Annotated in this window: 11 protein-coding genes; 9 read left to right on the forward strand and 2 right to left on the reverse strand. The window is 64.8% G+C overall.

The features are described from left to right. The 4 genes from GTY96_RS28670 to GTY96_RS28685 all read left to right on the forward strand — a co-directional run. The coding region (locus GTY96_RS28670) for a virulence-associated E family protein (RefSeq protein ID WP_235685942.1) at positions 1-1,431 on the forward strand (1,431 nt) is incomplete at its 5' end. 264 nt (positions 1,432-1,695) lie between these two features. Next, positions 1,696-2,376 carry a hypothetical protein gene (locus GTY96_RS28675; RefSeq protein ID WP_161666391.1) on the forward strand — a complete coding sequence of 227 codons (681 nt, stop codon included), beginning with the start codon at positions 1,696-1,698 and terminating at the stop codon, positions 2,374-2,376. A 74-nt stretch (positions 2,377-2,450) separates the two neighbouring features. Next, positions 2,451-3,755 (forward strand): RecB family exonuclease, encoded by a 1,305-nt coding sequence (locus GTY96_RS28680; RefSeq protein WP_161666392.1) that lies wholly within the window; start codon positions 2,451-2,453, stop codon positions 3,753-3,755. 2 nt (positions 3,756-3,757) lie between these two features. Beyond that, the gene (locus GTY96_RS28685; protein WP_328701040.1) at positions 3,758-5,584 is read left to right on the forward strand and encodes a helicase; all 1,827 of its coding nucleotides are present in this window, start codon (positions 3,758-3,760) and stop codon (positions 5,582-5,584) included. Positions 5,585-5,645: 61 nt separating this feature from the next. Here the strand turns inward: GTY96_RS28685 and GTY96_RS28690 are convergent, their stop codons facing one another. Next, the gene (locus tag GTY96_RS28690; protein ID WP_161666393.1) at positions 5,646-5,858 is read right to left on the reverse strand and encodes a hypothetical protein; all 213 of its coding nucleotides are present in this window, start codon (positions 5,856-5,858) and stop codon (positions 5,646-5,648) included. A gap of 675 nt (positions 5,859-6,533) precedes the next feature. On the opposite strand from GTY96_RS28690, the gene GTY96_RS37985 reads away from it, so the two are divergent. From GTY96_RS37985 to GTY96_RS28715, 5 genes are all read left to right on the forward strand, one after another. Continuing rightward, positions 6,534-7,424 (forward strand): hypothetical protein, encoded by an 891-nt coding sequence (locus tag GTY96_RS37985; protein WP_235685943.1) that lies wholly within the window; start codon positions 6,534-6,536, stop codon positions 7,422-7,424. A gap of 66 nt (positions 7,425-7,490) precedes the next feature. Further along, positions 7,491-8,396: a DUF4238 domain-containing protein gene (locus GTY96_RS28700; RefSeq protein ID WP_161666395.1), complete on the forward strand. Its 906-nt coding sequence runs from the start codon at positions 7,491-7,493 to the stop codon at positions 8,394-8,396. A gap of 179 nt (positions 8,397-8,575) precedes the next feature. Further along, the gene (locus GTY96_RS28705; RefSeq protein ID WP_161666396.1) at positions 8,576-9,106 is read left to right on the forward strand and encodes a hypothetical protein; all 531 of its coding nucleotides are present in this window, start codon (positions 8,576-8,578) and stop codon (positions 9,104-9,106) included. 83 nt (positions 9,107-9,189) lie between these two features. Further along, positions 9,190-11,205 carry a DNA polymerase gene (locus GTY96_RS28710; RefSeq protein ID WP_161666397.1) on the forward strand — a complete coding sequence of 672 codons (2,016 nt, stop codon included), beginning with the start codon at positions 9,190-9,192 and terminating at the stop codon, positions 11,203-11,205. Positions 11,206-11,238: 33 nt separating this feature from the next. Next, a complete protein-coding gene (locus GTY96_RS28715; RefSeq protein ID WP_161666398.1) occupies positions 11,239-11,805 on the forward strand; it encodes a hypothetical protein in 567 nt (188 codons plus the stop codon). Between the two features lie 162 nt (positions 11,806-11,967). Here the strand turns inward: GTY96_RS28715 and GTY96_RS28720 are convergent, their stop codons facing one another. After that, positions 11,968-13,119: a site-specific integrase gene (locus GTY96_RS28720; RefSeq protein WP_201756499.1), complete on the reverse strand. Its 1,152-nt coding sequence runs from the start codon at positions 13,117-13,119 to the stop codon at positions 11,968-11,970. Between the last annotated feature and the right edge of the window lie 95 nt (positions 13,120-13,214).

Here is a 13,214-nt window from a genome sequence, read left to right on the forward strand (position 1 = left end):
CGCCGCCACCGGGCCCGCCGCACGGAGGCCGACGCGAAGCGGCTCGCGGAGAACGAGGCCATCTGGCGTGCACTCGGCACCCGTCCTCCAACCGCCCAGCCCCCCGGCTTGGCCCCGGAGGAAGGCGAGGAGGACCCGGAGGCATGGGGCCGCAACCTCATCATGGACGTCAGCAGCAAGGGCGACAGCCGCCTCCGCAACTGCGAGGCCAACGTCTTCACCGTCCTGCTGTCGTCCCCGGAGTGGCGGGGCGTGCTGCGCTTCAACGAAGTCAGCAAGCGACTGGAGGTGGTGGGCGGTCCGCTGCCTCCAGGCATCGACCCGGAGACGCTCGACGTCGAAATCGCCAACTGGCTCCAGCAAAGCGAGTACGGGCGCCTGGGCCTCCAGCCCAAGGCCGCCGTCGTCGCGCCGCAGATTCTCGCCGTGGCCAAGCGCAACCGTTACGACCCTGTCGCCGACTACCTCCAAGCGCTGGAGTGGGACGGGGTGCCGCGCCTCGCGGGCATGCTCGCGCGCTACTTTGGCGCCGAGGGAGACGTCGCCCACCTGCGCACCATCGGCGAGAAGTTCGCCATCGGCGCCGTGGCGCGGGCGCTGCGGCCGGGCTGCAAGGTGGACACCGTCCTCATCCTGGAGGGGCCGCAGGGCCTTCGGAAGTCCACGGCGCTGCGCGTACTGGCGGGGGACTGGTTCAGCGACGCGCCCATCGACGTCCACAACAAGGACTCGGCCATGTTGGCGTCCCAGTTCTGGTTCATCGAGTTGGCGGAACTCTCCACGCTGCGCCGTGCGGAAAACCAACCCTTCAAGGGCTTCATCAGCCGCACCGAGGACACGTACCGGCCCCCCTACGGGCGCGCCAACGTGAAGACGCCCCGGCGCTGCATCTTCGTCGGCACCACGAATGACGACGCCTACCTGAAGGACCCAACGGGGCACCGCCGCTACTGGCCGGTGCACTGCACCCACATCGACATCGAGGCGCTGCGCCAGGACAGGAACCAGCTCTGGGCGGAGGCCGTGGTGCTCCTCCAGCGGGGCGAGCCCTGGTGGCTGTCCGAGGAGGATGCCCAGCGCGCCGAGGCCCAGGCGGCGCTTCGCGCCGAGGGCGCGGGTGACGGTCGCGGGGAAGCCATCGTCCAGTGGTTTCTGCGCACGCCGAAGGAGCGGCGGCCCGCCGAGGTGTCCATTCTCCAGGTGGCCACAGACGCGCTGGGCATGCCCGTCGCACAGGTGGACCATCGCGCGTCCACGGAGGTGGGCACCTGCCTCGTCGCGCTCGGCTTCACCAAGCACCAGCGCCGGAGTGCGGACGGGCGCAGGCCTCGCATGTACCGCACGCCGGAGGACTTGCTAACCGCGAATCAGGAGGCGCGACAGTCCTACATGCCTCCATTGAGCAATTCTATCATGCAACATCGATACTAGCCGAGGCACGTCAGCTTAAACCGGAGAAAATTACCAATCCATCGGCCGGCCCCGGCGCCAGTACGGGTACAGGTAAGCCCAAACGGCACCAACTGGATATGTCAGCAGGACACAACGCCCTTAGCAGACACACTTAAAGACCACATCCAGCCACACTCACCCACTAATCAATACCACTGAAAAGTGGTCACCCGCACAGGCGAGCAGCCATCTCCCAAAACAGCGATATACTCTCACACCCAACTTTGGCCCGTGAGTGCGCGCATGATTGGTTCGCAATTCTCCCGCTCCCCTTTTCCCGCTAGTGGAGCCATCATCGTCCTATCATTGACCGCCTGTGGAACATTCAAGAGCGACATTATCCAGGCACCAACTCCCGAAGAGCAGCTACTCTCAAAGCAACTCTCAGACGCACGTCCTGGAAAGACGTTTACGGCCGCGTGCGCCGACGACGACATCGATAAAAATCTCGGATCAGAGGCACACGCACGCATATGCAACAAGGAGCCGGACCTTTTCCTAAAAGACAGTTTTCGTTCGAGTGACCAGTTCTGTCGAAATATTGTCACCTGGGGCCAAGACAGCTACCAAGCCGGGACCGCCTGGGGTATTATTTTCGGCATTGTCGGCCTCACTAGCGCAACCACAGGCGCAACCCTCATTGCAACATCAGATTCATCCAAAGACCTCAGCCCCAAGATTGCACTAACCGCAGGAGGAGCCATCGTCACTGCCATTGGATTCATTTTCCTTGGCCGAGCAAGCGCAGCAGCAACTGCAAGCGGTGAGGCTGGGCTGGCTTTCATTCCTGGACTTAGCGACGAGGATCGCTGGAAAACATGCCTCGCTGCCCGAGCCAAATGGTTGGGCGCAAACGCGGAGGCAACAAGGGTCGCATTCCCTTCGGCCGCACCTGCGAAGACCGACGATTCTAGCAAAAAATAAGGCCTCGCGCGCATGCGCGCGCCAACACATCTCGTAAAGTCAGCAGTCCTCAAGATTACCCCCATTGAATAGGGGTGAGTCCAGCCCCCGAAACACCGGAGTCCCGCGCCGTTGAAGACGGCGTCCTCCACCACCTGTCCGTCTCGCAGTTGCGGAGGTTCGCACTCTGCGAGCGCGCGTGGTTCTTCTCCAAGGTGCTCCGACTTCCCGAGCGGCCCTCCAAGGCTCGGGAAGTCGGCACCTCCACGCATGCACAGTTGGAGCACTACCTGCGCACGGGCGAGGACGTGTTGGGGCCCATCGCGGCGGCCGGCAAGCACCTGCTGCCCGCGCCGGGGGTGGACCTGCTGGTGGAGGAGCACTTCGGCCAGCCGTCGCCCCTCTTCGCGGACGGAGTCCCACTCGCCGGATACATCGACCTCGTCAACCCGCGACGCCTCGCCGAGGGCGTGCTGCGCGTCACGGACCACAAGACGACGTCCTCCATCGCTCGCTACGCCGCGACGCCCGAGCAGTTCGCCTCCGCCGCTCATGACGCCGGTATCCAGATGGTGGGCTATGGCTACTGGGCTGTCCTCGCCGCCGAGCGCTTCCCGGGACTGAAGCGGCTGGAGCTGGAGCACCTCTACTTCCAGACGCGCGGTGCGCGGGAGGCCCGCTCCGTCGTTGCCACCATCAGCGCCGAGCACGTCCGCAACGAGTGGCTCGCACACATCGAACCGCTGGCGCGCCGAATGCGCGACGTCGCGCGAGCCACGTCCCCCAACCAGGTGAAGCCCAGTTGGAGCGCCTGCCAGAAGTACGGCGGGTGCTCCTTCCAAGCGCAGTGCCTCAACGCGCAGTCCCAAGGAAAGCCGCCCATGTCCCTCGTCAACCGCCTTACGAAGTCCGCCACGTCCACCATGCCGTCCGCGCCCGCGCCCACGCCGGCCCCGGCCGCTCCCGAGCAGGAGCTGGCCGCCGTGCTGCCGCCCGATGCGCCCAAGAGCGATCCGGCGCTCGCGTCCGCGCCGGCCAGCGACGAGGCCCCACGCCGCAAGCGACGGACGAAGGCGGAGATGGAGGCCGCACGCGGCCTGTCCCTGTTCGTGGACTGCGTGCCCAACTGCCCCGCCGAGCCGCTGGCCGGTTACGTCGGCCGCATGGCCGCGAAGATTGAGCAGGAGTGCGGCGTCGTGGACATCCGCGTCGCTCCCAACGACTCGCCCCTGGCCTACGGGAAGTGGAAGGGAGTCTTGGCCGCCACCATCCGCGCCGAGCCTCCCGAGCCCGGCACCTACGCCGCGCTGGGCGTGGCCGGTAGCGAGTTGATGCAGGTGGCCGTGGAGGCCCTGGAGCCTCTCTGCGGCGCGGGACACTTCGTCCGGGGCGTCCGGTAGCCGTGGGCCTCCTCCAGCGCTTCGGCGTCACGCCACGGCCGTCCACTCCCCAGGACGGCGCATCCGTCGCGGTGGACTTCTCGCGCACCGGCCGCTCGCCCGTGGGTTGGTCGTCGGACCTCTCGCGCATCCTCGCCCTGCCGCGCCGCGACCTCGCCACGTCCTACGCGGCGGCGGACCTCGAAGCGCTGGAGTCCCAGTTGCGCGCGCCCCCAGGGCCGTGCAGTTGCGCGCCGCGTCCGTGCCCCTCGCGGCTCCGGCGCGTTCAGGCCCTGGCGCTGCTGGAGGCCTCGCGAGTGGGCGGACTGCTCGGGCCCATCGGCACCGGCCACGGGAAGGAGCTGACCACCTTCCTCATGCCCATGGCCATGCCGGCATGCCGTGTGGCCTGCCTCTTCATCCCCGCGAGCCTCCTGTCCCAGTTCAACGCGGAGTGGGACTACTACGGCGCTCACTGGCGCCTTCCCAACCTCGCGGGTGGACGCTGGTTCCGGCCAGGCCTGCCGGTGCTGCACGTCATCACCTACAACAAGCTTTCCAGCCAGGAAGCGACGGACCTGCTGGAGCGCATCCGCCCGGACCTCGTCATTCTCAACGAGGCGCACAACCTCAAGGACCCGAAGGCCTCTCGCACCGGGCGATTCCTCCGCTACTTCGAGAAGCGCCCGGAGACGCGGCTCGTGGCCTTGTCTGGCACGTTCGCGTCCAAGAGCATCAAGGACTACGCGCACCTGTCGCGGCTGGCGCTGCGCGAGGGCTCGCCGCTGCCCCTGGCTCACCACGTCGTGGAGGAGTGGGGCACGGCGCTGGACCCCGGCAAGGTGGTGGCCCCGTCCGGCGCGCTGGAGCGGCTGTGCGAACCCGAGGAGCATGTCCGCGAGGGCTTTCGGCGCCGCCGCAACGACACGCGCGGCGTTGTCGCCACGGACGAGAGCGCCCTGGACAAGCCGCTCATCATCCGCCCGCGCTACCCGGGACCGGTGCCCACCGAATTGCTGGCGCTCATCGAGCTAGCGCACGGTGGCGAGCGACCGGACGGCGAGCAGTTTCAAGAGCAGCTCCAAGCCATGGCATGTGCCCGGCAGCTGTCAGCCGGCTTCTACCACCGCTGGCGCTACCCTCGGGGCGAGCCACCGGAGCTGATCGAGGAGTGGTTCGCGAAGCGGAAGGCCTGGAACAAGGAGGTGTGGGAGGAGCTGAAGGGCGAGCGTCGCGAGCACCTGGACTCGCCTGGCCTACTCACCAAGGCCGCCATACGCGCGCACATGGTGCCGCCCTACGAGGGCGACAAGCCGGTTTGGCAGGCGGCAACGTGGACGGACTGGGCGGAGATTCACGACGCGGTGCAGCCCGAGCCCCAAGCAGTATGGGTGTCGGACTTCCTCGTGCAGGACGCTGCGGAGTGGGCGCGGACCCAGGTGGGAATCGTCTGGGTGGAGTTTCCGGAGTTGGGGGAGCGGATCGCCCGCGCCGCCGGCGTGCCCTTCTACGGCGGGGGGCGCGCGGCGTCTGAGGCCATCCTCCAGGAGAGTGGGCGGCGCTCCATCGTCGCGAGCATCAAGGCCCACGCGACGGGGAAGAACCTCCAGCAACTCTGCCGCAACCTCGTGGTGACGCCTCCCTCGGACGGCGCTCTCTGGGAGCAACTCCTCGCACGCACGCACCGCCCTGGACAACAGGCGGCGCGCGTCGAGGTGGAGGTATGCCTCCACACCCAAGACTACGTCGAGGCATTCGCTACCGCCCAGGTGAGAGCCCTCTTCATCCAGCAGACGGACGGACAACCGCAGAAGCTCCTGTGCCTGTGCGGCAATTCCCCTACTCAATAGGCTCCGTTATCCACATTCAGTCGCGGCAACGGAGCCTCCTGAGTGGAAGCAAGACTGTCAGCTACTTCTTCATCGTCCACAGCTTGACGATGGCATAGATGGCAAGGCTGACGACAACCAGGGTCACATACAACCGCGACTCGGGAGTTCCTGACAGCTCGGTCAGGCGCAGCGCCCACAGCTTCGTGGTGATCTGGAGGACAATGTCAGCCAGTACAAGCGCAACGAGAATCTGGTTCTTCTGATTGCTGGGGGGAGGCGTGTTCGTACTCAAGGCAGAACTCGGTCCACGCGGCGAGTCGGCTGTGGCCCAACGCCACAAGCTCGCCACCACGTGGGCAGTGGCCCCCGAAGACTTGAGCAAGCCGCATCAGCCAGAATTCCTTGAACTGGAGCAGCGAGAATGTAGCGAGCTGCCTAGGTGAAGACTGGTGCGGGTCCGAAGCGGCGCTGCGGCCCAGCGCTGCAAGCGAGAACTTCCTTCTACTCCCTCCGACGGTTCGGAGAAGGAGCCACCTAGGCCAAGCTATGGCGCGCTGGATCGACATGAGCCCATCCTCCGGTTCTGTCCGTCTACTAAAGGGCCCAAGCCACATACGCAACCTCATGATGACTCAAAGCTGCTCAGGGCCGGCTTTTCCTCGGCTACTGAAAACGCTCTTTACCAAGCAGTACCGATGAGCTGCCGTCATCAGGGCGGCGCCGCTCTAGGTCAAAACAGCCCCATCAAAATCTTCGGAGACAGAGGCTGCATCGCTCGCGCGGCTGGTTCGCCGTTCTTTGAGGGCTCATCTGATTCAGGTGAACCGGCCCGCCACACCGGGTCCATGCCGACCCATGCCGATAGCGGAACTGGATAGAAGCACAAATTAGCCAGCAGTCGACAAGCTCCATACGATCTCAAGAAGCTTATCACTCCAGTGTCCCTGGGGTTCGGAGATCGATCGACATGGGCTTTGAGCACTACGTACTCAAATCGACTTGCGGCGGCTGTCAAAAAACGTCCACATTCTCATTCACAGACAAAAACAAAATAAGACCCAACTGGATCTGCAAGTGCAGCGCCATCAACTCCTGGAGAATCCCTTCGGAACACTCAACAATCCCCTCCTCGCTGTACATTGGCGCCAACAAAGAGTCCGTAATCAAAATATACGCAGTGCCACCAAATATACAGCCCCCCGCATACTCCTGGGCGCCCCCATGGTCTATACGCTCTTTCCTCAAACAGACTTCGGACACACTCGGAGGATGCCTTTTCTGGTCAACACAGAGCGCAACCGTACTCCGCGAGCCCGTCTTTAGCGATACATGCAACACGCCAGAATCACCACACATAGACGATGGCCACGCCTGTCACATCACTTCTGGCTGGGCCAGAGGCGACGAGACATGCGCCTTATGGGGCAACATCCAAAGGCTCATCCAAAACGAAGTTGAGCAGCGCTTTCTTCGATGCTACCTAAGCCTCGTAAGAGACAGGCAGTTTCCAATGCTGATTCCGCAGGCCCGGATTGGCATAGGAGAAAGGCGCCGCCCAGACTTCGTTGTCTTCATTCCGCTCCAGCAGTATCGATTTCGCTGGATAGCAGTTGAAATTGACGGCGGCCACAACTCCACCAGCGACGAATCCGACCAGAAACGCAACGCCTATTTGGCAGATCATGGGTATGAGATATTTTCGATTCGACCTAGCACCCCCAAGGGATACTTCGAAGAAGCTCGTCGACTTGTGGAGCACATTGACGCCGAAATGAAGACCGCCGACAGGGATCCATCAAAGGTCGCAGTAGAGGCTCGGGTGTTTCGCACAACTCCGGCGGACGATATCCCGTTCTAGTCCCCCGCCTAAGCCCCTTCGATCCCAACACGACTCGCCTCCATCTCCCATCCAATTTTTACTTAAATGACCGAACCCCGCAAGCACCATGTTGTTCCCAAATTTTATCTCAAGCGCTTTTCAGACAAAAAAGAACGACTCACAATGGTCTCCCGAGATCAAAAGATACGCACACCGCCAACGATAGCAGAAAAGGCATGTAGAGAGCTTGACTTCTACGCCATAACATCAGGCGGACGCCGAAGCCAAGAGGTTGAGGGCTTTCTCGACAAGTACATCGAGAGCCCGGCAGCAAATGCAATCAAATCAATTCTTAAAGACAAATTCCCTCCGCCACCTCAAATTCGGCGAGAGATCTCAATGTTCGTCGCATTCCAGGCGCTACGCGGACATGATTTTCGAAGAGCTACCCAGCACCTAGTTGACTCCATGCATGAGGCCATCCAGAGCAGGCTCAGTCAAATGCAAAGGCCGGACGCCCCATCAACACCAACACTCATCACCAATCCAGAATCATCCATCCCAATAAAACTAGCCGATAAACCTTCGCCACAGGAAATCAAGCTGGAGTCGATTCTCGCAATGATCAAGATAGCCCCAGGCCTTGCCAACATAATTTCCGCAAGAAAATGGTTCGTCTTCGACCACGCCGAGGCATGCCTTCTTACTTCTGACGCTCCAGTAGTCTACTGGTCTGCTCCGACAGCCGAAAGAGACTACGGATACAGCCTAGCAACATCAGACTACATCGCCTTGCCCTTGGATACTCGCCACAGCTTGGTGATGGCATATGAATCTCAGGCCGACGAACAAGTCTTGAGTTTCGGAGTCAGCAAAGGGCCGGAACTGGCGCGAGGAATAAACGCCCTAGTTGCTGCAAATGCATCCAGGTGGATCCTTCACCATCCGGACATCAGGCCTCTAGATGGTCTAGTCCTCCCACCGAAAGAACCACCGCTCCATATTGGTTAGGCCCCAAGAACATCAAAGCACCATTCAAGAACCTAGAAGCTCTTTCACAATAAGCTTGACACATGCCTTGAGAATCAAAGAACGCGCAGCGTTTTCCAGGTGATCCAAGCCCAATAGTTGCCCCCATTTGAGATGGCGAGGACGTCCTTCTGACGTCCCTTGAATGGGAGCAACGGGACATGAGCAACGCAGCACTTTCGCGGATCGTCAGCGCACAGGCGGCACTCGGCGCGCAGTACCTCAAGGTCGGCCACTACCGGCTTGAGGTGCAGTCCATCCGTACCAAGGACGGCTTCAAGGGCCTGTCCGCCATTGCTGAGCTAAAGGTCGTGTCCGCCGAGCGGACGCAACCCGCCTGCGAGCCCAGCCGCATCGGCATGGTGGCCTCCTACGTGGAGAAGCTTTCCGAGGTGAAGAAGAACGGCGGCGGGCGCTTCAAGGCCTTCGTCATGGCCCTGACCGGCGCCGAGGAGCAGGAGCTGTCCCTGGAGCAACTCGCCAAGTTCACGGGCGACAAGCAGGCCGGGGCCTTCCTCCTCATCGACTGCGAGGTCTTCCCCAAGACGCTGCCCGAGAAGGACGGCAAGCCCGGGAAGGTCATCGAAGGCTACCGCTGGAGCACCGTCAGCCCCACGGACGACGAGCTGGCGGCCATTGAGGCGAAGCGCGCCGAGGCGAAGCTGCCGGCCCTCGCCGCCGCCCTGGCCTGAGCAGTCCCCTCCTCCGACACCGCTGAGTACCTGGCGCGTCCCCCACCGCCACGGCTGGCCCACGACACGGGCCTCTTCGTGTTGTGCCCACCTCCCTCTTCAGCTTCGACACCGAGACGCACCTGATTCAACCCGGCCTCCTCGCCCCGCCGCTCGTCTGCGCATCCATCGCGCACGCGGCACCGGGCAGTGAGCGCCTTCTCTCCGCAGCCCAGACGCGAGACTGGTTCCGGGCGGTCCTCTCCTCCCCAGACGTCCACCTCACGGGCGCGAACCTCGCCTACGACCTGGGCGTCATGTGCGCGGACGACGCGCGGCTCGTGGACGCCGTCTTCGACGCGGCCGACGCCGGGCGCCTGCATGACGTCGCCATCCGCGAGGCCCTCCTGGACATCGCCCGAGGCCTCCACGGCGTGGACCCGGAGACGGGTCGCCCTCTGGACGACGACGAGGGAGCCCGCTACCCGCTGGCCCTCCTGGTGAAGCGCCACCTGGGCCTCGACATCAGCGTGGAGAAGAAGGCCCCAGACGCATGGCGCTTGCGGTACGCGCAGCTCGACGGCGTCCCCCTGGAGGAGTGGCCCCTCGCCGCCGTGGACTACCCGAAGCGCGACGCCCGCTTCACGCTCGACGTCCACCACGCCCAGGAGCGCGCCGCCACCGACATCCCCAATGGCGGCAACCTCCACGCGGAAGGGCACCAGGTCCGCGCCGCCCTGGCGCTGCACTTCGCCTCCCTCTGGGGCCTGCGCACCCACGGCGGGCGTGTCGCCGAGCTGCGCCAGCGCGTGGAGGCGGAGTGGAGTGCCAACCGCGCCCGCTTCCTCGCGGCGGGCATCTTCCGGCCCGACGGCACCAAGGACTCGAAGCGCCTCTCCGCCCTCGTGTCCGCCGCCTACAGCGGCCTGCCGCCCGTCACCTCGCCCACGGAGCGCTTCCCGGACGGGCAGGTGGCCACCGACAGGGACACGCTCCTCGACTCGGGGGACCCGCTGCTGGAGGAGCTGGGCAAGGCCGGCAAGGTGGACAAGTACCGCTCCACCTACCTGGGCAAGCTGGAGGCCGGCGTCACGCGCCCCCTCAACCCACGCTTCAACGTGCTGGTGTCCACGACGCGCGTCTCCAGCGATTACCAGCAGCTGCCCCAGCGCGGCGGCGTCCGCGAGTGCCACGAGGCCCGCCCCGGCTTCGTCTTCTGCTCCGTGGACTACGCCGGCCTGGAGCTGCGCACCATGGCCCAGCACGCAATCTGGGACGTGGGTTGGTCGCGCATGGCCGAGGCCCTGCTGGCGAAGGAGGACGTCCACACCTCCGCCGCCGCCACCTTCCTCGGGGAGAGCTACGCGGCCCTGCTGCCTCGCGTGAAGGCGAAGGAGGCCACCGCCACGTCCTTCCGCTCCCTCGCGAAAATCTTCAACTTCGGCAAGGGCGGCGGGCTGGGCGCGGGCGGCATGGCCTACCACGCGCGGGCGAAGGACGGCGTCCGGTTCTGCCAACTGGCGAAGGCTGCGGAGACATGCGGAGTCGAGCGCGTGCCGGTGCGCGTCCAGGGCAAGGTGAAGATGGTGTGCGCCGCGTGCGTGGACGTCTCCAGGCAGTACGGCGACAGGTGGATGCAGGCATGGCCTGAGCAGCGGGAGCTGTTCTCCCGCGCCAGTCGCCTTACCTACGGAGGGCAACTGGTGGACGTGATGATTCCCGGGGCCAACATCCTCCGGGGCGGGTGTGGCTACACGCAGTGGCTCAACACCCCCTTCCAAGGCCTGGGCGCCGTGGGCGCGAAGCTGGCGACGTGGCGCGTGTCCCGGGAGATGTACACGGACAGGCGCTCCCCCCTCTGGGGCTCGCGACTCGTCCTCATGGTGCATGACGAGTTGGTGGCGGAGCTGCGCGCAGACTGTCCCAACCGCCTCCACGACGCGGCCGAGCGCATGGCGCACCTCATGCGGCAGGCCATGAGGGAGACAACGCCGGACCTCGCGGGCGCCATCGAGGCCGAGCCCGCCCTCTCGCGCGTGCTGTCGAAGGACGCGGCGACAGTGCGCGACGCCTCGGGGCGGTTGCGGGTGTGGGAGCCCATGGAGAGGGCCGCCGCGTAAGCCACGCCCAGAAAGTGCCCCCATTGGAAGGGGGTGAACCCATTATCCGCCCCTACCAGCGGCAAGTCCGACACGCGGCTTGTCTCCATCGACCCGGGGCTGCGCCATTGCGGTGTGGCCCTCTTCGACATCCCCTCTGGCGCACTTCTGTGCGCCGGGCTGCCGAGGAACCCCGCGCCGGCCCACGGCGAGCTGTCCCTGGCCTCCTGGGCCTCCACGGCCAGCGCCGTCCAGGAGTGGCTCCGGCCTCGCGTCGGCGACGAGTCCTTCCACCTCGTCATTGAGCTGCCGCGCGTCTACGCCGCTGCGCACCAGAAGGGCGATCAGAACGACCTCCTCCAGCTTACCGGCGTCGTCGGCACGCTGGGCGGGGCCCTGGCGCCCGTCGCGAGCCGGCGCAGCGTCTACCCGCGCGACTGGAAGGGCACCCTCGACGCGGACGCCTTCATCGAGCGCAGCAAACAGCGCCTCGACGCGGGCGAGCACCTGCGCGTGGAGCTGCCCGCCGCGCGTGACCTCCACCACAACGTCTGGGACGCCATCGGCATCGGGCTTCACGCCCTTGGCCGGCTCGCCCCTCGTCGCGTCCTCCCGAGGTGAACATGGCCCCTCAACTGACCGGCCCTGGACTCGATGGCCCCGCCGTCACCGTGGAGCGCGCGGCGGAGCTGCTGCATTGCAGTCGGGCTCGCATCTTCGCGCTCTTGAAAGAGGGGCGCCTTGTTCGCGCCCCTCGATTCGGACGGCGGACAACCGTCCTCACTACATCCGTGCTGTCCGTCTTGCGGCTTGGGTCGCCTCCTCCCGAGCCCGCCCGACGCCGGGCGGTGCGCTCCGAGCACCGGGCAGCTGTACTCCGAGCCGTCCCCTTGGACGGCCACGCCGGGCGGCCTGCTGGGCCTCCGGAATGACCACGACGGGGTCCTCGGGATGAACCAGCCGAAGCGGGAACACAATCATCGGAGGCACTTGGACTCCCTCGTAGAACAACTTGGTCGTCCGAGTGCTCAGGTGCCCCATGACGGCGGCGACCATCTCCAGGGCAACGCCACCCGAAGTGGGCTTCACTACCCGACCGCACTCCGAGGACCACGTCGCGAAGCAGTGTCGCAGCTCGCCAGGGTGAATGGGCGCGACGCTCCCCTCCGGAGAGCGCTTCGTGAGTCGGGCAGCCGTTGCCCCGAGACACTCATGAACGGTGCTTCGGCTCGGAGACTTCTTCCGGGCCTGGAGTCGCTGCGCTGCAATGAACGCCTGCGCATCCAAGCTGACAACGTGTACACGCCCATTCTTATGACGGAAGCAAGCAGTCCCCCGGATGCCGCATGGGTCGTTCACATCACGTAGTTCCCCATCACCCGAGGCTATCCGCGCAATCTCCGAGTCGTGCATGCCCGTCTTCGCACGCAGGCACAACACGTCTCGGACGGACTGGCTCTTGATAGCGGAGTAGAAACTCTCAACCACGGCCATCGGGTAGCCTTTTTTCCTCCGACCCTTCTCCGCAATGGAGGGCGGCACCTTGAGTTCCAGCGTCGGGTCCTCGGACGGCTTGAGCTGGTCATCCTCACGGAGCCACGCAGTCAGCGTCTTCAACGCGATGATTCGGCCCTTGCGAGCTGTCTTCCAGTCGGCGAGGTACTTGCGCAGCTCTCGAAGCTGGACCTTCCGCAGGTCCCGCCCACCAAGGGCTTCGGCCCACGCCGCGAGGTAGTTCCGAACGTCACGCCGGTAGTCCTTGCTGCGTCCCTTCTCGGTAAGATGCGCCATCAGGCCGGACAAGGCCTCCTCATCGATCCGAACCGGCGCATCGTCAGCCGCCGACTGTCGTCGCGTGCGATAGCCGTCCGGGTTGCGTTCCCAGAGAGCCAACTCCGCCAGGGCCTCACGCTCGCTGGCGGCATCGAGGGCCACTACCCGGCGTTGTCGCTCAATGACCCAAACTTGGCGTCCTCGGGCCTCACGGACCCTTCCCCCTGCCCACTTCCCGATCCACTTCGGAGCTGCTC

It is taken from the genome of Corallococcus silvisoli, from assembly GCF_009909145.1.
Lineage (GTDB): Bacteria > Myxococcota > Myxococcia > Myxococcales > Myxococcaceae > Corallococcus > Corallococcus silvisoli.

What these genes read in the sequence shown, in the direction of transcription:
- GTY96_RS28675 (WP_161666391.1), top strand. Translation starts at nt 1,696, where the DNA reads ATGATTGGTTCGCAATTCTCCCGCTCCCCTTTTCCCGCTAGTGGAGCC.
- GTY96_RS37985 (WP_235685943.1), top strand. Translation starts at nt 6,534, where the DNA reads ATGGGCTTTGAGCACTACGTACTCAAATCGACTTGCGGCGGCTGTCAA.
- GTY96_RS28700 (WP_161666395.1), top strand. Translation starts at nt 7,491, where the DNA reads ATGACCGAACCCCGCAAGCACCATGTTGTTCCCAAATTTTATCTCAAG.
- GTY96_RS28705 (WP_161666396.1), top strand. Translation starts at nt 8,576, where the DNA reads ATGAGCAACGCAGCACTTTCGCGGATCGTCAGCGCACAGGCGGCACTC.